General features: G+C 31.6%; 23 protein-coding genes. 3 read left to right on the plus strand and 20 right to left on the minus strand.

The window, feature by feature from the left end; genetic code table 11:
• The 3 genes from rnc to pyk all read left to right on the plus strand — a co-directional run bounded on the left by rnc (window position 1) and on the right by pyk (window position 2,858).
• Entirely contained in the window at window positions 1–738 is a 738-nt protein-coding gene (rnc, locus tag D1815_RS16265; protein ID WP_027394584.1) for a ribonuclease III, read from the plus strand.
• Window positions 739–936: 198 nt separating this feature from the next.
• Complete coding sequence (locus tag D1815_RS16270; RefSeq protein ID WP_027394583.1) at window positions 937–1,431, plus strand: IPExxxVDY family protein; 495 nt, start codon at window positions 937–939, stop codon at window positions 1,429–1,431.
• Window positions 1,431–2,858 carry a pyruvate kinase gene (gene pyk, locus D1815_RS16275; RefSeq protein WP_027394582.1) on the plus strand — a complete coding sequence of 476 codons (1,428 nt, stop codon included), beginning with the start codon at window positions 1,431–1,433 and terminating at the stop codon, window positions 2,856–2,858. The genes D1815_RS16270 and pyk overlap by 1 nt, the downstream gene beginning before the upstream one ends.
• A gap of 61 nt (window positions 2,859–2,919) precedes the next feature.
• On the opposite strand, the gene D1815_RS16280 is transcribed toward pyk, so the two are convergent.
• From D1815_RS16280 to D1815_RS16370, 20 genes are all read right to left on the minus strand, one after another.
• Window positions 2,920–3,327 carry a response regulator gene (locus tag D1815_RS16280; protein WP_027394581.1) on the minus strand — a complete coding sequence of 136 codons (408 nt, stop codon included), beginning with the start codon at window positions 3,325–3,327 and terminating at the stop codon, window positions 2,920–2,922.
• Window positions 3,328–3,347: 20 nt separating this feature from the next.
• Window positions 3,348–4,799: a PAS domain-containing sensor histidine kinase gene (locus tag D1815_RS16285; protein ID WP_027394580.1), complete on the minus strand. Its 1,452-nt coding sequence runs from the start codon at window positions 4,797–4,799 to the stop codon at window positions 3,348–3,350.
• A 44-nt stretch (window positions 4,800–4,843) separates the two neighbouring features.
• On the minus strand, window positions 4,844–5,239 hold the full coding sequence (locus D1815_RS16290) for a DUF2721 domain-containing protein (RefSeq protein WP_027394579.1): 396 nt from the start codon (window positions 5,237–5,239) through the stop codon (window positions 4,844–4,846).
• Window positions 5,240–5,267: 28 nt separating this feature from the next.
• Window positions 5,268–7,196 (minus strand): T9SS type A sorting domain-containing protein, encoded by a 1,929-nt coding sequence (locus D1815_RS16295; RefSeq protein ID WP_118388231.1) that lies wholly within the window; start codon window positions 7,194–7,196, stop codon window positions 5,268–5,270.
• Complete coding sequence (locus D1815_RS16300) at window positions 7,196–7,906, minus strand: hypothetical protein (protein ID WP_118388233.1); 711 nt, start codon at window positions 7,904–7,906, stop codon at window positions 7,196–7,198. The genes D1815_RS16295 and D1815_RS16300 overlap by 1 nt, the downstream gene beginning before the upstream one ends.
• Window positions 7,907–8,037: 131 nt before the next feature.
• A complete protein-coding gene (locus tag D1815_RS16305; protein WP_118388235.1) occupies window positions 8,038–8,778 on the minus strand; it encodes a hypothetical protein in 741 nt (246 codons plus the stop codon).
• Window positions 8,779–8,839: 61 nt separating this feature from the next.
• Window positions 8,840–9,397 carry a hypothetical protein gene (locus tag D1815_RS16310; protein ID WP_118388237.1) on the minus strand — a complete coding sequence of 186 codons (558 nt, stop codon included), beginning with the start codon at window positions 9,395–9,397 and terminating at the stop codon, window positions 8,840–8,842.
• A 134-nt stretch (window positions 9,398–9,531) separates the two neighbouring features.
• Window positions 9,532–9,867, minus strand: a complete 336-nt coding sequence (locus D1815_RS16315; protein WP_108804671.1) for a zinc-ribbon domain-containing protein — start codon at window positions 9,865–9,867, stop codon at window positions 9,532–9,534.
• 66 nt (window positions 9,868–9,933) lie between these two features.
• Window positions 9,934–10,254 (minus strand): hypothetical protein, encoded by a 321-nt coding sequence (locus D1815_RS16320; RefSeq protein WP_118388240.1) that lies wholly within the window; start codon window positions 10,252–10,254, stop codon window positions 9,934–9,936.
• 100 nt (window positions 10,255–10,354) lie between these two features.
• Window positions 10,355–10,945: a hypothetical protein gene (locus D1815_RS23840; RefSeq protein ID WP_147404347.1), complete on the minus strand. Its 591-nt coding sequence runs from the start codon at window positions 10,943–10,945 to the stop codon at window positions 10,355–10,357.
• Window positions 10,946–11,339: 394 nt separating this feature from the next.
• Complete coding sequence (locus D1815_RS23935) at window positions 11,340–11,570, minus strand: hypothetical protein (RefSeq protein ID WP_240337525.1); 231 nt, start codon at window positions 11,568–11,570, stop codon at window positions 11,340–11,342.
• 139 nt (window positions 11,571–11,709) lie between these two features.
• Complete coding sequence (locus tag D1815_RS23850; RefSeq protein WP_205486645.1) at window positions 11,710–12,357, minus strand: RNA ligase family protein; 648 nt, start codon at window positions 12,355–12,357, stop codon at window positions 11,710–11,712.
• A gap of 12 nt (window positions 12,358–12,369) precedes the next feature.
• Window positions 12,370–12,984, minus strand: coding sequence for a hypothetical protein (locus tag D1815_RS16335; RefSeq protein ID WP_118388243.1), 615 nt, complete (start codon window positions 12,982–12,984; stop codon window positions 12,370–12,372).
• 2 nt (window positions 12,985–12,986) lie between these two features.
• On the minus strand, window positions 12,987–13,607 hold the full coding sequence (locus D1815_RS16340) for an SIMPL domain-containing protein (protein WP_118388245.1): 621 nt from the start codon (window positions 13,605–13,607) through the stop codon (window positions 12,987–12,989).
• Between the two features lie 65 nt (window positions 13,608–13,672).
• The gene (locus D1815_RS16345; RefSeq protein WP_120650373.1) at window positions 13,673–14,329 is read right to left on the minus strand and encodes a hypothetical protein; all 657 of its coding nucleotides are present in this window, start codon (window positions 14,327–14,329) and stop codon (window positions 13,673–13,675) included.
• A gap of 64 nt (window positions 14,330–14,393) precedes the next feature.
• Complete coding sequence (locus tag D1815_RS16350; protein WP_118388249.1) at window positions 14,394–14,924, minus strand: peptidoglycan DD-metalloendopeptidase family protein; 531 nt, start codon at window positions 14,922–14,924, stop codon at window positions 14,394–14,396.
• A 34-nt stretch (window positions 14,925–14,958) separates the two neighbouring features.
• Window positions 14,959–15,978: a kelch-like protein gene (locus D1815_RS16355; protein ID WP_158594450.1), complete on the minus strand. Its 1,020-nt coding sequence runs from the start codon at window positions 15,976–15,978 to the stop codon at window positions 14,959–14,961.
• A 151-nt stretch (window positions 15,979–16,129) separates the two neighbouring features.
• Window positions 16,130–16,618 (minus strand): hypothetical protein, encoded by a 489-nt coding sequence (locus tag D1815_RS16360; RefSeq protein WP_027394562.1) that lies wholly within the window; start codon window positions 16,616–16,618, stop codon window positions 16,130–16,132.
• A 119-nt stretch (window positions 16,619–16,737) separates the two neighbouring features.
• Window positions 16,738–17,241 carry a hypothetical protein gene (locus tag D1815_RS16365; protein WP_118388253.1) on the minus strand — a complete coding sequence of 168 codons (504 nt, stop codon included), beginning with the start codon at window positions 17,239–17,241 and terminating at the stop codon, window positions 16,738–16,740.
• Between the two features lie 33 nt (window positions 17,242–17,274).
• Window positions 17,275–18,585: a hypothetical protein gene (locus D1815_RS16370; RefSeq protein WP_118388255.1), complete on the minus strand. Its 1,311-nt coding sequence runs from the start codon at window positions 18,583–18,585 to the stop codon at window positions 17,275–17,277.
• Window positions 18,586–18,587 lie beyond the last annotated feature (2 nt).

Below are 18,587 nucleotides of genomic sequence, written 5' to 3' on the forward strand. Positions count from 1 at the left end.
ATGAGTGTTATTCGCAACATATTAAATTCCCGCTCTGATAAGAACGGGAATTTTTTTTCTAAAATTCAAAATATCGTAGGCTTTAAGCCCAAAAACATTGGCCCTTACGAAAAAGCTTTTACGCATCGATCTCTAAACCTTAAGGATAAAAAAGGAAATGCGGTTAATTATGAACGACTAGAATTTCTTGGAGATGCCATGCTTAGTAGCGTTATCGCTGCCCATTTATTTAAAGAAGTGCCTGAAGGTAATGAAGGGTATCTTACCAAGATGCGAGCTAAAGTAGTAAGTAGAAAACACCTAAACGAACTAGGAAAAGATCTTAAATTAATAGAACTAGTAAGAACTAATATCCCAAAATCTCAATTTGGTATAAATATTCATGGTAATCTATTCGAAGCATTAATTGGGGCAATTTATCTAGATAGAGGATTTGTTTATTGTGAACGTTTTATACACGAATCTGTTATCAATCCTTATGTAGACATTGAAAGCCTAGAAGGACAAATTATTAGTTATAAAAGTTTGTTGATAGAATGGTGTCAAAAGGTAAAGAAGAATTTTAACTATGAAATCTATGAAGATACCGGAAAAGATGAAATGAAACATTTTGCGGTAAAACTCTGGATCGATGAAAAAGTAGTAGCAAAAGCAAGAGCAACTTCTAAGAAGAAAGCTGAAGAAAAAGCTTCTAAAAGAGCATATTTCGCATTTCAATCCAAAATTAATTTCCCATAAAAATTTAGTTTTCTTTTATTTCTATTCTAAAAAGCTGTTAATAGATTATAAAATTGTCATTTTAACGTCACTTTTACCCATGCTTACCTAAAAGATACTAACTCAATCGTTTTCGTACAATATCTTTATGTTTTATTAAACTCCTAAGGAGATTTTATTTGTATATTTCTCGATAATTCTGGAAAAATATAAATTTTAATGGCAATCCAAAGGTTAATTTTAGATACCCTAGAAGATGATGATTATGATCTAATTGCCATCCATAGTTCGCTAGCTTCATATCGATTAGCTTTTGCGTTAAATAAATATATGGATCTTAGACTTTTCAGAAAAGATCAAGATATAAAATTTGAATATGATGCCCAATCGGCGAGTTTTCCTCTGTTTCAATATCATGACCATTTTCAATATAATACTTATAGTCTTTTGGGAAATAAATTTAAGACAAAAGTTAAATCTGATAGTGCGCCAACAGAAGGTTTGTTTGCTGAGGCAACGGAAGAACGCTATGTTACCAAACACCTCATCCCAGAACTAAAAAATGTGGATTACTTTCTGAAAATAGAAGCTGAAACTTCTCAGTTTTCAAGTAAAACATTAACTACTAATCTACTTACTATACCACAAATTATTACAGCTTACGTAGTAGATTATACACAACTAAAATCAAAGAACAACTTAATATTTGAATAATGCCGAAAACTAAGAAAACTAAAATAGTGGCAACACTTGGACCCGCTACCAGTACAAAAGATGTATTGAAAAAAATGCTAGATGCGGGTGTAAATGTTTTTAGAATTAATTTTTCTCATGCTGACTATGAAGATGTAAAAGAACGAGTTAAAATGATACGTGATTTAGGTTCTAAACATGGCTACAATGCAGCTATTTTAGCAGACTTACAAGGCCCTAAATTAAGGGTTGGTGTTATGAAAGGAGATGTCATTGTTAATGATGGTGATCATATTAATTTTGTCACAGGAAAGCCTTTTGAAGGTACCGCAGAAAGTGTTTATATGAACTATGACACTTTTCCTAAAGATGTAAAATCAGGAGAAAGAATTTTACTAGACGATGGAAAATTAATTTTCGAAGTAGTTTCCTCTAATAATAAAGATACCGTAAAGGCCAAAGTAATTCAAGGTGGACCTCTAAGATCTAAAAAAGGGGTGAACTTACCTAATACAAATATTTCATTACCGGCTCTTACTGAAAAAGATATTAAGGATGCTATTTTTGCTTGTAGTCTACAGGTTGATTGGGTCGCATTATCTTTCGTGCGTCACGCACAGGATCTTATTCAATTACAAGATTTAATTAAAGAACATAGTGAACATAAAATTCCTATTGTTGCTAAAATCGAAAAACCTGAAGGTGTAGAAAACATTGATAAAATTGTTGCATACTGCGATGGTTTAATGGTAGCGCGAGGAGATCTTGGAGTAGAAATCCCTGCTCAAGAAGTTCCTCTTATACAAAAGAAACTAGTTTTAAAAGCTAAAACAGCAAGAATTCCAGTAATCATTGCCACTCAGATGATGGAAACTATGATTGATAGTTTAACCCCAACACGTGCAGAGGTTAATGATGTTGCTAATTCTGTTATGGATGGTGCGGATGCGGTTATGCTATCAGGTGAAACCTCTGTTGGTAAATATCCAGTGCAGGTTATTGAGACTATGACCAAAATTATTAATAGTGTTGAGAACTCTGAATTAATACAAGTACCTCAAAGTCCACCTCATATTAGAACAAATAGATTTATTACCAAATCTATTTGTTATCACGCTGCACATATGGCTAACGATATAGAGGCTAAAGCAATCTGCACACTTACTAATAGTGGATATACTGCTTTTCAGATCTCTGCTTGGAGACCTGGAGCTCATATTTTAGTTTTTACCAGTAATAGAAGAATTCTTTCTCAACTTAGTCTATTATGGGGAGTAAAAGCCTTCTATTATGATAAATATGTGAGTACTGATGAAACAGTACAAGACGTTAACAATTTAGCCTTAGAACGAGGTTTTGTTGAAAAAAACGACATGTTAATTAATCTTGCCGCAATGCCAGTCGCCGAAAAAGGAATGGTAAATACATTAAGAGTATCGCAGATGTAAGCATACCTCATAATATCTAAATGTTATAAAAAAGACTTCTTAATAAGAAGTCTTTTTTCTTTTACGCTACACTAAAGATCGATTCTAAGTCTTCAATTGTTACAGGTTTAATTAAGTAATCCTTTACACCTTTTATGTTCTTTGCCTTAGTAATATCGAGTGGATTAATAGAAGAACTAACAATATATAGTGTAATAACTTTCCCAAAATTATTTTTAATACTGATAAATTGTTCTAAAAACTCCCAACCATCCATAACTGGCATGTTTAGATCTAAAAAAATTATTTCAGGAATATTTTCTTCGCTTACATTAGTTAAAATAGCTTCAAAATAACTCAAAGCTTCTTTTCCATTTTCGAAAACTAATAAATTTTTACAAAGCTGTTTTGCTTCAATTATTCGTTTTACCAAATTTACATAGACACTATCATCATCGATAATGCATGCCAATTCTATTTTATCGCCCATTATATAAGAATTATGTGTGTTTAAAATCCTATTGTAAAAGTAGTTCCTTTATTCACTTCACTTTCTACACTTATAGTACCATCCATCGATTCTACCTGATTCTTTGTTAAGAACAATCCGATGCCAACAGCATCTTTATTGTAATGAAAAGTTTTATACATCCCAAACACTTTATCTTTAAAGAGTTTCAGGTCAATACCTACACCATTATCAGAAACTTTTAAAAACTTATTTCCATCATCTACATATGTCTTTATAAAAATAATAGGTTCTCTATCTGGATGTTTATATTTTATTGCATTCGTTATTAAATTGAGTAAGATACTTTCTAAATACGCCGGTATATAGGCAATCTCTTCTACTTCATTAAAATCAGCTTGTATATCAGCATTACTATTGCTAATCATATGACTAATACCATTTACTACCAATTTTAAAGCGTCTTTAAATTTAATCGGTACTCTTTCTTGTTTATTATTAGTCTGTATAGTAACAATCTCGTTAAGATGTTCTATCGTAGTATTTAAGTTAGTCGAAATTGTCTTCACTTCTTTAATTAACTCCTCCTTTTCTTTGGGATCATCAATATCTTCTATAAGCTGAACTAATAAGGACAAGTTACTTGTGTGTGATCTAAGATTATGTGAGACAATGTGCGCAAAATTGAATAATCTAGAATTCTGGGCGGCAATAATGTCCACTGATTTCTGTAAACTAACTTCTTTTCTTTTAATATCATCAATGTCCTGAAAAACTCCTCGAATACCAATAATTTCTTTGTTCTCGTTATATATTGGTTTTCCGATTGCTCTTGCCCAAAACTCCCTATTATTAGCAGTAACCATTTTAATTTCGGTATTAAATGGAGTTCCCATCATAGCACAATTAAAAAAACAATCAGCTGCCAATTGTCTATGATCTTCAGAATAATAATTTGCCGAATCTTTTAGAGATGGTTTATAATCTTCCGGATACTCGAGTATCCTATAAGTTTCAAAATCCCAAGAACTTTCTTTTTTATGAAAATCTACATACCAACTGCCTGTAGCAGTCATTTGAGCAGTCTCTTTATAGTAGAAATTATCTTTTTTTATAGTCTTGTCTGGTTCAAGTTTAATTTCGAAGAAAAAAACAAAACTAGCTTCTGCCTTAATATTTACAGGTAATGCATCATTAGTAACACAACGAAATAATTGATAATTTCCTTTAGCATTTAATATTTTAATATGCTGTTTAAAATTAACCGTATTTATTCGATAGTTCAAGAAATTATCTCTGAAGACATCAATATCTTCTTTGTGAATAAGATGCTCTAAAAAATAATCAAAATTTGATTGGACCTCATCTTTAGAGTATCCAAGAATTTCATAAAATCTTTCTGACCAATTTTCTCTATACGGATCGATATGCAACTCCCAATAACCCGTATTGAAGTCTTGCATCACATTGTTAAAAAGTTCATTCTGGAGCATTTAAAGTTGGTTAAAATATAAAGGTTCTAACAATATAAGGATTTCTAATTGTTTTCTTCTATTCTGTCCAACCTTATAGACAATGCTTTTGTAGAAATCTGTACTTCTATAAATGATAATAAAAGCGAAATCATCAAAGCAAATAAACTTATCCCAAATATTAAATTCGCTAAGCTATTATTTTCTACATATAATAAGAACATAGTAATTACACTCGTAAGAAAACTAATAATAGCGATCGCTTGCATATTTCTAATCAACCACAATCGTTTTCTAAGATTTTTAATTTGTAATACGGTGTTTTTTGATGGTGAATTTAGGTATTCCTTATGCAACTGTCTTATTAATGCTGCTATTGCCAAATATCTAGCGTTATAAGCCAACATGGTTAACGATATTGCTGGAAAAAGTAAAGCTGGGATTCCCATGGTTAGTGCCATAATAATAAAAGTTTGACACTAAGTTAGTTTAATTTGGAATAGTTTGTTTTATAATTTTATAGGTTACCACCATTTTTTCATTTTTCAGAGATAAAAAATATAAACCTTGTGGAAAATTTCTTATATATATTGGGAATTTACATCCTTCCTTTTTAAACAATAGTTTGCCATTTATATCCGTAAAAGCTAGATCATATATGGCATTGATGCTGTTTATATAAATATAATCAGTAACTGGATTTGGGTAAATGAAAAAGCTTTCCTGTAAGCTTTCTTCTATAGATAGATTAATATCTATAAATTCAAAAGCTCCTATATCTTTATTAGAACCAGATGGTCTTTGATTATTCATTATATCAAAAAAGACTGGTATGCTATTACTTCCTTGGTTGACCATTGGGCTGAATTCAGTGGATATATAATTTAAAATATTGTTTTGATCTGCCGCTGATTCAGGCAAAGTTCCTGAGATATAATTCGGATTTTCAGTAACTAAATTACTACTGGTAAAGATATTTGTGCTAAGGCCGTCTTGATTTAGAATTTCTCCTTCCATTTCATTAGAAACTGAAATAGCATTATTCTGGATATTTACCTCAAAAGCATCTCTAACTCTTACAATTCGACCAGATGTTCCGCTTTCTGGAGTTACAGGTCTCCAATTTACTGTATTATGAAACACATCTACTTCACCAGAAAGTACACCATTACCGTCATTACCTATAAAAACCGCATTGCGATATCCATCAATAACATTGTTTCTGATAGTGACATTAGTCGCTTCTATATTAATTCCATTTATCGTTGGTCCAAAGGATTGACCAACGTAATCCGAATTTTGACCAATATAATTACCTTCTATAGTCACATCAGAAATTGCGGCAATAGTTTGAGCATTTTGAGGATTAACACCTAATATTCTATCCATATTATTTCTATAAATCATAACATGCCTTTGTCCATCACCTCTAACAGTGATAGCCGTTTTGGTATCTACCAAGTTTGTTAATATATTATGTGCTAAAAACTGCTTTTCCCCTCCTTGAATCCTGATGCCATGTTCGGGTTGCGCAGTACCTATTAATTGATCTATTGTATTTCCCACAAAAGAAAAACGATTACTATCACCAGAGAATACACCTATAACTCCAAAATCATGTAATTGAGAATCAAAAACTCCAAAAAGATTTGATTCATCTTGGTAAATTGCTCTTCCTGTAGTTTGTTCTATTTCCAAACGAAGTGCTACAATATTCTCGGAGTTGTTTAAAACTGTAATTGCTCCTGCTCCAAATGGACCAGTACCTTGTGGTATTAAATGAAGATCCATAATCCTTATATCAGAAGAATTTATTAATTGTAAAACTTCTTCTGTATTAGAAGTTAAAACTGGAGAGTTCCCTGATCCATATGCACCAATAATAATAGGTCCATTTTGTAGTTCTTCAATATTTTCCCCATTAGTATCAAAAGTATCTCCTCTTCTAAACAATATTTGCTCATTACTACTAAGTTGTTGTATGGCATGTTCTGCAGTCTCCCAGGCGGTTTCTGCAGTAACTCCATCATTAGAATTATCCCCATCTTCTGATACGTAATATGTTATTCCTGTAAAAGAAGTTATTGTTATGGTAATAGTTTGCATATCTACATTCCCTTGAGGATCTGTTACCGTGCATTGTACCGTATATATTCCTGGTTGTTCAAAAACATGTCCCGCTACCATTCCTTTAGAAATCTCCCAAGTACCATCAGCATCTGTATTGGTAGTGTCAAAATTCCAAGAGAAATCGGAATTTGTCAAATCATTAGTTCCATCTAAACCTGCAGATTGTGTTGCATCAAAAAAAACATATAATGGAGCTACTCCTGTAATTCGACTTGTTTCTATTTGTAGTGTTACTTGACCAATTACAGAAAAGTTACTAAATAATAAAAGGTAAAGAAAATTTCTCATCACTCTCCCTCTAGTGAAAACCTAAACGCTCCATTGATGTTTTCGATATTATTATTTTGATCCAACCCTTCTCCCCATTCTCCGTTAAACGTAGCTGCCGGTTCACCTCTTCTACCATTCACAATACCTTTCAATACACGATTGTTATTATCAAAATTGACTATCATAATTGATCCATCTATAATCCAAGTCCCCTCCATAGAAAATATATCACCATCACTAATACCTAATAACCCAGCTGTTCCTTCTTTTGTAAAATTTATAGAATTACCAGAACCAAAAGACTCGTTTGAATTATCGGTTACGTCGTTATTAAATCCTCCATAAAACAGACCTTCGACAAAAGAGTTTTTAATAGTAACGGTTATTGTTGCGCTTTCTATTGAATTAGATGCTGTTATAAAAACTTCTGTCTCACCCAACGGGATCGATCTATCCCAAGAAAGTACACCTGTTTCTTCATCAATAGACAAATTATCTCTTGAAAATAAATCATCTGGTGCCGTGTTCGGCAATGTTGTAGCAGAGAATGTTCCTCTCTCTTCTGACCAATTCACTGCTGGTGGTAACGTTTCTCCAGCTTCTAAAAAACTGGTCTCAATGAAACTTTCTTCATATACAACTCTTAATCCATTGTTGTCATCATCATTATTACAAGCATTTATAATAATAAAAAAAAATAATGCTCCTATATATTTTATTGTCTTCATCTATTCTTCAATTAAAACGTTATTATTATAGAGCAGTAAGCTTTAAAACTTATAAGCCTACTGCTCTTTTAAAAAGGGGTGAGGTGTGACTTACACAAATACGTATTATAGAATAAAAAAGTTTTTAATTTTTAGAAATCATCTTTAAAACTAAATGCTCCCATTAACTCTTCGATATTATCATTCTCATCAAGTCCTTTCCCCCATAACCCAGAAAATACAATTTCAGAATCAATTGCAGGATCATCGGGTAATATTGTAGATAAAACACCTTTCATTACTAGATTTTCTCCTGGATAATCGATATGTGTATATGAAGCCCTTATAGTATCTCCTTCTGCCTTCCAATTTCCGCCACCAACTACAGTTGATTCGAACTCAGAAAGTAATGTTACCACACCATCATCTCGTAATTTAAAAAGGAGATTATCTTCAATAATAGATGAGAAGGGATCATCTGAAGTATCATTATTGAAGCCTCCAGTCATAAACTTATTTCGCCCAGTAAACACATTGTTAATTGTTATCGTTACAGAGCCCGTTCCAAATTCATTCAATGCTGTAACAAATACATTAATTTCACCAAGAGGTAAAGAATTATTCCAACTAAGTACTCCGGTTTCCGAATTAATAAAAATAAAATTTCCTACGAGGTCAACTCCATCTGATGACGGTAATGTTGTAGCAGAGAATGTTCCATTTTCTTCTAACATATTTATTGTTGCAGGGCTCGTTTCTCCTTCCTCCAAAAAGCTAGTCTCAATAAAATTTTGTTCATACTCAATACTTATACTATTAGAGTCATCATCACTGCTGCAAGCACTTATAATTACCACAAATAATAATATTCCTATATATTTAATTATTTTCATCTGTTATTTAGTTTTAGTGATTTATTGGAAAAGCTGTAAATCTTTAATTTCTTAAGAGTCATCATTTAATATTAAAAAGGTCTACTATTTCCTCATAAGTCATGTTTTTATAATCAGCTACTGATTTTCCTGCGGCTACACCACCAGGTATTATAACATATCGGTAATCTTCGAAAAAATCAAAATCATTACTATTTCCACCTGTAACCAAACCTAATACTCTTATTTGACCACTATCAATTGAATATGTATATAATTGTTCTTCTGATCGATACTCATACGGCAGCGGTACAGCTTCCAATCCTACTGCTAAAAGAACACTTTCTCCTCTTGCATAAACTAACACTACACTTATGTCAAGGTCAATATCCAAATCAATAATTTCTTGACTGTTAGCCAGAGTAAAAACTTTTTGATTTAAACCTCCTCCAACAGAAAAACCATTAGGAATCCAATCAGAATAAATAACATTTGCCGTTCCCGTATCTCCATCGACCCCATCAACTCCATCAATCCCATTTTGACCAGCAAGACCAACAGCACCATCTTCTCCATCAGAACAAGAAAATATGAACAGTGATATTGTAACTATTATCAAACATTTTACTAAATTTTTCATCGCTTTTATTATTTTAAAATTATACGACAAACATAAATGTTACTTGTTCTTTACATGTCCGATATATTTGATATTCAAGGAATCCGGACGTATTTGGGTGGATAAAAATTCCTTATAATAAATAAGTCTTTTATTCATTTCATATTCGTCATTAGTGCAGCCCAAAGGATCATAACTATGAGTATTCCCAATCCTGCAAATTGCCAAATCGGCCCTTTAGTTTTATTTTTTAAAGTAATACACTCTTGTTTTATAGGTTCAGGCATCTCTTTTATATTAAGAACATTTTTACAATGCTGACACTGAGACATTCCTTTTTTACCTATGGGAAATATTGGAATCCAAAAAACATGAACATGTCTTCTAAACACAATTAACCTTAATGAACCTTTAGTACCACAACTTGGACAAATAGATCCAGTAGATTGTTTAGATGTTACATAAACTGATCTGCTGCCAAAAATTATCATAGTGTTTTAATTTTTATAGTTTTCCTTAAAACTACACCTATAATCTTCCATGTTTTCAGGGTAATTTCAACTTATACCATTGTTATTTGATTTAATCAAAATCAATTTTTTAATTTCTAAATATTCATCCTTTTTGGACATTAGGTTGCTACTAATATTTCTTTTTCCACCTTCGAAATGAAGAATTAATAAATAACTATCATTGATATAAACTTCATTGATTTCAAATATGCTCAATAGCGCTATAGTGGTGAACTTTCTTTTTAAACCTATGGATGGTATTCTTATTTTAAAATCATCTATGGTCAAATGCCCTCCCAAATATTTATATTTCTTTTCTTCTGTAATGAAAAATGAATTTCTACTCCTCGATACTTGTTCACTCATACAATATTTTTTCTCATTAACCTGAATCCCTAATACTCATAAAAATTTATAAAAACCCCGAGATAAAAGACTCAGAGTTTTTTAAATTATTCTAGGACGATTATTGGATGTTAAAAAGCTGAACTATTTCTTCATATGACATGTTCTCATAGTCCGTTGCAGATTTTCCAGCAGCTACTCCACCAGGAATTATGACATATCTGAAGTCATTGAAAAAAGTGAAATTGTTATTTCCATCATTATCCAATGCTGATACTTCAATTCGTATAGTTACACCAGTTGTAAAATTTGCCACCTGAAAAGTATAATATTCCTGTTGGCTAGTGAGAGCATAAGGAAGTTGATATACCTCAGACAAAATAGCGTTTACTTCACGACGCCCATAAACTAATACTACATCTTCACTAAGATTTAACTCAGCAGAACTAAGTGTAGTTAGTAACTGTGTGTTGGATGGTTGCGGTCCACTAACTTCGAAATCTCTGGCAATCCAATCAGAATACACAACATTTGCTGTTCCTGTATCCCCTTGATCTCCTTGATCACCCTGATCCCCTTGATCTCCTTGCGGACCCTGATCACCCTGAATACCTTGTTCGCCTTGCGGTCCTACCGCACCATCTTCTCCCTCACAAGAGATACTGCCTATGGATAGTAATACAATCATCACACATCCAATTAATTTTTTCATTGCTTTCATTTTATAAAAGTTTTTAATGTTAATGAAGCAAACTTAAATAAGGGTGGTTTTTTCACTATCCGAAAAGTTTGAATTTCAATAAATTCGGACGTATTTAGATAATTAATACCGTCTTCAATTAAAGATACCTAACATATATCTATCACTACACTAGCTACGGTTTTAGATTTGAAGAATTAGGAGATATAGTGGCTTTTGTTTCTGGTAACTTAATTAGTTGATTAATAATCAACCCTTTTTCATTATCAATAGCTTTAAAAAAAATGAACCAGCAGTTCCTCCAAAAAGCAATGATGATTAAAAACTATTTACCTTGATGTGTGTGTCTTTTCAATTAAACACAAAGTACTGGTACCTAAAATCATAACTTGGGTTTTTATTAGTTTTATTCTTTACCAAAGTCCGAAATGAGTTGCCTAATATCTCCTCTTATTCGATCTATAACCCACTTCTTTTCTATTGTATCCATACCTTCTAAAATCCCATTATTATCCAAATTAAAATCCAGCAAAGTATCTTCTAGAAATTCATTTTCTAATTCAGATATTCTTTGCTTCTTATTGTGATCCATAGCCCCAATTTTAGAAATAGCACTATCTAATCTATTTTTAGTCAAATAATTCCGTATTTCAGATATTAAAAATGATAGTTCTTCTGTATAAGAATTTGTGTTTTCAGTAAAAACCCACTTTTTTGCCTGATGGAATTTCTTTTCTTCTTCGAACTTATTGTTCTTAATTTTAACGACTGGTCTCTTATTTACACTTATTGTATAAATATGGTTTTACTATTATTCCCTCGATTAAATTATCAGATATATTGGGTAAGTTTAACTCTTGCGGTATTTTAGAATTTATTGATATATTAAAATTTAAAGCCTCTGATAATTTACCAACGAATAGTGGTTTGACAAATGATATATTATATCTATCAAAATACCTTATACTTTCTTTGTATGATAGATAGTACTTAGCATCGGAAATTATTGCTATGTCGAAGGCGAAAAAATTTATAGAAGGATCATAATAAACACCCGTTTGTATAGCCTGTACTCTTTTATCTGGAGTAACATTTTCATGTGGATATATGCCTCCAAAAAGCTCTCCATAAATAATATATCTTGTTGCTTTATATTGTAAGCTTAACTCTTCAAAAAGCTCAAGAATATTACTTTCGATTTGTTTTACCACTAGTTGAAAACCAAAAAAATCACTTTTCCAGGTCAGTAATTCCTTTCTTTTAGCAAATGTAAGCTCTCTATTTTCATAGATAAAACTAAAATTTGCACCGTGTATTTTTTCTGTCGCAACCCAATCTAACTTATCCAAAGATTTAAAATCATGAGCATCAAAACCTTTTAAATTCTTAGCAATTTTTTCATATCCAGAAAAACTTTCTATCATTGGGTTTTAATTTTAGAGAATAGTTTTTTTACAAGAAATAATTTGTCTCAGTTCTGATCCAAGTTCTATTTCATCCCAAATGTGTACATCATCTTCGATAGACAGAGGATTTTGGTCTGATTGAATGTATCGTTTTATTGATGTTACAATTGGATCATTACCGTCGTTAATCTTTAGTATTGATTTTCCACCAGGAATACTATTACTACCTTCATATTCATAACAAAAAACGATCACTTTATCTCCTTTCTTAACATCTACATTAGCAAAACAATCCGAAGAAATGTATGTTTCTTCTTGGTAATTATTGTTTTTAAGTTTTTTTGAAATCAATACTTCACCTATTCTTATGATTCCTCTTTGAGATGTATACTGCTGTAATTCAGTTTTTTTATAAATTTCATTAATAGTTCCTAGAAAAACCAGACTGTATTTTTCGCCACAATTACCAATAAAAGGACCATTTTGTGGCCACCAATAGGTATATCCTATAGCAAGTGTATCCTCTACTTTGGTTTCAATACTAGAAACCTTTTCTAAATTCTTTGATTTAGTATTACAACTTAAACCTAGGAAACATAATAGGCACATTAATAAAACTGGATTCATTTGAACTATTCTCATCATAATTATTCTAGTACAAAAATTACCTTAATATAATACTTTGTTGGCTCCTTTACGGCCACCGCATTATAATATTTGTATTTGTTATTTGGGTTTTCAATTTGGATAACGTCTCCAACTTTCTTTCCTATATTGATAGCTATCTGATCAGCTGTTTTTCTCGCATCATCTACAGCCTCTTTAGTTAATTTTCCAATTTGTTCATTGGTCATTTCCTTAGCAATAATATCTACTTTAGTATTAGTGACACCTTCTATTTTTTGACTTATTATTTTTTTTACTTCATCTAACGAAGTTGTCTTGTAAAAATAAAAAGAAGAGTTTGTATAATCATAAGAAGAAATACGATACATTATATCCTCTTCGAAACGACTGAAATTAATATTCACTTTGCTTAATGCAGCTGCAAATTCCTTTTCTAATTCGCTTACTGTTTTGCTTTTTATATTAATATTATTTCTATTCTTATAACCTATAACTTCCCTAAATTCTACATTTACAATATAGGTGTTGATTTCATTTGTTTTATTCGCTTCACCAATAACCGAAATCGAATTTTGTTGTTGTGCGTTTAAAAAGCCTTGACATAGTATGAAAACTATGAGTATTTTTTTTATCAAGTTCATAACGTTTTTTTTTAAATTATTTATATAAATATTAAGTTGTTAACCGAATTTAAAAGAGCTTTTTTTTACTTTATTTTGGATATATTTCTTAGCCACTCTTTATAGTTCACATCATAAATTGAAGACTTATTTTTTTGAAAAAAAATGATTGCTTCATTTGTGCCTTTCGTCTGATAAATTGTTTTTAATCTATTTCTAAATATTTCCTGATTATGTAATTGTTTTTCACTAGGTAATGGCCGTAAAGGTATTTCCACTCTTGGCATTAATCCTATGAAATATTTTAATTTAGATATGTAATTATATAATTCATCATCCTTACTTTTTCCGGATAAAATGTTGACAGCAGTTTCTATTAACCATTTATTATAAGGCAGATCATCTTCTATTTCTTTTAGCTGTTCTATCATATATGATTTTGGATATGGCGTTATGCAACCTGTCCAACAAGCCCATACTATTCCTCTCCAATTAAAATTGATAAAATCCTGAAACAGTTTTTCATCCATAGCCTGCACAGTTCTATAACAGAGATATAAAAATTCTAAGCGTTCGCATTTGACCGAAGGATATAGTGGGATATATTTTGAGTATATATCAATGAATTCGACTTGATACTCAAGTAATCTTTTTGCACTGCTCAATCGCGCTATCTTCTGGTAATAGGGATATTGTAAAAACTCTCTAAAATCAAGATAATTATATTTTTTACTGTAATTCATTCCCACACCCTTAACAATCTATAAAGCAATTATTTAACTCATATTAAATTTTGTCGATGACCTACTAAGGAATAACTGTTTCTGTAGTACACCATTCTTCAGAAAAGTTAATGTGTTGTTGTACAAAATTTTCTGTTCCGAATTGTAGTGGACACCTTGCTATATTTTGATCATCATTTACTTGAAGTTCTGTCCTGTTTCCAATACCAATAACACCAATAATCTGACCTGCATCCACTTGATCACCAACAGAAATATTTATATCCAATACATGGTCATAAATAATGAGCCAGTTAGAATTATTACTTGGTTTTATCCATACCTCGAAATCCTCAATATTTATATTCATTCTGATATCTTCTACAACACCATCACTAACCGCTCTTACCTCTATATCCGATTGATTGGTGAAATATTCAATCGCTGGGTTTTGTTGAGTTGGAGTTAACGACTCGCCAAATGGAATAAATGAACTAACCTGATCAATTGGTATAGGTGTAATACTAAAAGATGGAGAAATCTGATCGATTAAAGAATCATCATCACCACAACCTATTGCTAGCATAAAAATCATTAAAAACCTGATTAATCTCATATCGAAACCTAGCCTGTTTTTACCTTATCAAGTATTATTGATATCCCCACAAATCCTGAAAATATGTAGCACCATTTTCCAGACTAAAACCATTAAGAACTAATAATTTATTAGCAAAATATAAAGAAGTATGATATCCTCTAGAAGGAAATTTTTTCTTCACATTCACGTGCTCCCAAGCAATCCCATCTTGACTAAACCAAATATCATCATAATAATCATTTTTAGGACCTATACCTGCTGTTAACCACATTCCTTTTTCACTTACGGTAACAGCGTGATTTCTTCTAGGAGAAAACTGAGTGCTAGCCGTAGCTAAATTCCATTGAAATCCATTTATAGAATACCAAACATCATTTAGGTAATTTCCATTATTGTCGTATCCTCCGATAACCCATATTTTATTATCATATACCACCGTTGCATGTCCATATCGCCTGCCAAATGGAGCTAGATTCGTTACCAAGTTCCATTGTACTCCATCACTACTAATCCACACATCTCCTTTTACATCAAAATTATCACTTAACCCACCAATCAAAAATATCCTGTTTTCTATGCTTGCCAGCGTATGCCATCTACGTGCAGAAAAAGGAGCATTTTTTGCAGTCTGTATCCAATCCTTTCCATTAGTACTGCGCCAAACATCATTAAAGTACTGATTTCCTTGAGTACCTCCTACAATCCACATGTTCTTATCCGCTACAGTCATAGCATGACCATAACGCTCTGCAAATGATGCATTAGGATTTACTTCTTCCCAATTTTTACCATCTTTGCTACTCCAAACATCGTTATACGTAAATTGGTTTCGGATGCCCGCAATCACCCACATTTTATCATCAAACACGGCTGAAGTATGAGCTGCTCTTCCTCCATATGGAGTTTCTTCATTTACGACAGTATTTGGAAGCGTAATTCCACCTACTGGGAGCATTTTTTCTGAAGAAACCTGAGAAGCCTCCTCATGTATATCTTCTTCTTTTAATTCACAACTACAAACAATCAAAAAAACTGTTAATAGCCTAAAAATGTATTTAAATCTATTTTTCATATCACACGTTTTTAATAACATATGATCAAAAATAAACTCCAATTTTACCTTACATGTCCGAGAAGTTTGAATTTCAAAGAATTCGGATATTTTTTTACAAATACATAAAATAACCAAGTGGGTTGAGTATTCAACCCACTTGGTTATTTTATTAATTAGTGACTAAGACATCTTTAAATTTTGAATCAACAACTGATCCTGTTTTTTTATTATATACCATATATTCTATGCGCCACCTAGTTGTGCTGCCACTTCCATACACAGGAAAACTAAGGCTTGAAGTACTAGCACCTACGTTATCGGTTTGAATTGGTATTAGAAATCCAAAAGTATTTTCTGCCCAAAATCTTATTCTAAAACCTCTTAGGCTACTAGGAAGTGAAGCTAATACATCTTTTGGTAGAAAATATGAATACGTTCCTACCTCATAGGCATCTAAAGAAGAAGGACCGTACACCCCAACAAGATGTGGAATTTGCCATTCATCATCACCCGGAAATCCCCAGTCTTTTGCACTTTCTACAATTTCGACCTTTGGTGTAGCTAAGGTTTCATCTGTATTATCTAATTCAGGTTTTGAGCACGATGCAACTAGTGCTATTATACAAAATAGTGCTAGTTTTTTGATTTGTTTTTTCATGTAAAATAATTTTTAGTTAATACATTAAAAGTATTGTGACTCTTGCTCTTAGATGTCCGAAAACATTGAATTTCAAAGAATCCGGATATTATTTAGGACTTTTAAAGATGTCATATCTATTATGGAAGACCCCTCTTTTTTAATAGTACATTAATCTTCATTTTGTTTAAAAAATCATTGTTACTCCAAATAGGGCTTTCTCTACAGAGGCTTTGAGTATTTTCCGGCTTAATTTTTACGATTTTGGTTTGAAAATGTTGTCCTTTTTTGAAAGTAGTATCTTTTATCATTATAAATTTCTCATACAATTTCCCTTTTCCCGAGACTATTAGTATATAGCAACCATTACATAATGGGAACTGATTAAAACTAGAGCGTTTCTGTATAATCTTGTCTATATTTTGAGTAAACACCAATTCATTTGTTCCGTTTTCTCCATAAGATTCATTTTCATACGGATTTCCTTTAGAATCTGTTACAATAATTTTCAAACCATTGATTGTTTTCCCTGTTTTAGATTCACGAACATCAACTATTACAATTGACGACAAATCCCAAGGGCAATGTTGCGCATGAGATTCGGAAATACTAACTAACGCAATAAAAAATACTATATACCTCATTTTAGATATGATTTCTTTTGCAAAAGAGTTTTACTAAAATTTTGTTCCACGAACTTTAATAGCGTACACTAAAATGATAATAACAACAGGAATTATGAAAAAAACTATGGTAGGTATATTCGTTTGATTATTATCTGTTGCCTTTTGTTCTTTTTCTAGCTTTGTATCAGTTTCAGTTTCTAGATTATCCTTCAAAAAAATAGTGTCTTTAGACGATAGTTTTAGATGAGTCGTCTCATCTGGTTTATATTTTTGATAATTATTTTCAACTATATCTATTGAAGTACTTGCTTCCTGAATTAGTGTCCCAAGTGATGGTTCTTGATAATATTTTTTTGAAAACTCAATCTCCGGATCTTTGCCAAGTTCTATCCACCTGATCTCGTCTTTACGTATTTTTTCATAATACGCAGTTCCTTCTGTAATTTCCTCTTTTAATGATTTTTCTAGCTCATCGATTGTAAATCGATTACCTCTTCTTTTTGTATATTGGTAATAGAGTGTAAGTGCAATCTTCTGATCATACAACTCCTTTGTAGCTTTTTCCTTGCTGTGGTAAGAAGCCTTAAAATATGCTCTTGCGGCTAATTGTCTTGCTCCACTTTTCCAACCACTTGCCATTAATAAATCTCCTAGGGCTTCTAGTAAAATTGGTGAGTCATAATTACCAAACTTCATCATCCCCATGACACCCTTGATTGCTTTTTGAAGTTCTTCTTTTGGCAATAATTTCTTTTCTATAGTATCTGCTTTCTTACTATTGTATTTATCACTTATAAAAGTATAAAAATTATCAAATGTCTTTATAGGAAAACCTCCACGAGTATCATCAAATCCCAATGATAATGGAAGAACAACTTTTCCATTTTTCCTTTTACTTAGTACATATTCTACTAAATGTCGTTGATAGATTTCTCTTCCGAAATGAGCTTCTGGATTTATTGCAATTGCTTTGTCAATATATTCTATTCCTTTTTCTAATTGATTATTATGGATGTAGAAAGTTCCGAGATTAGCATATGTTTTATAGTTATTAGGAGCGATACTATCCTTTTTTAGAATAATTTGAATTGCTTTAGGATCATCACCAATTTTTGAATACGCAACGGCAAGATCATCATATAGTTCTAAGTTATCCGGAGATTTCTCTAGTTTTTCCTTTCTATCTTGTATTCGCCATTGATAAAACTCAGGTGAATGCCTTAAAAACTTTCCTGATATTAATTCAATTACATCTGGAAACTGCATTCTTTCCATTTCTATAGTGTCATAATCCCAAAAACAAGAATACCCAAAAAAACAAGTAGAAATGGTACATACTAAAATTAATGTAAATCGTTTCATAT

It is taken from the genome of Aquimarina sp. AD1, assembly GCF_003443695.1.
Classification (GTDB): Bacteria; Bacteroidota; Bacteroidia; order Flavobacteriales; family Flavobacteriaceae; genus Aquimarina; species Aquimarina latercula.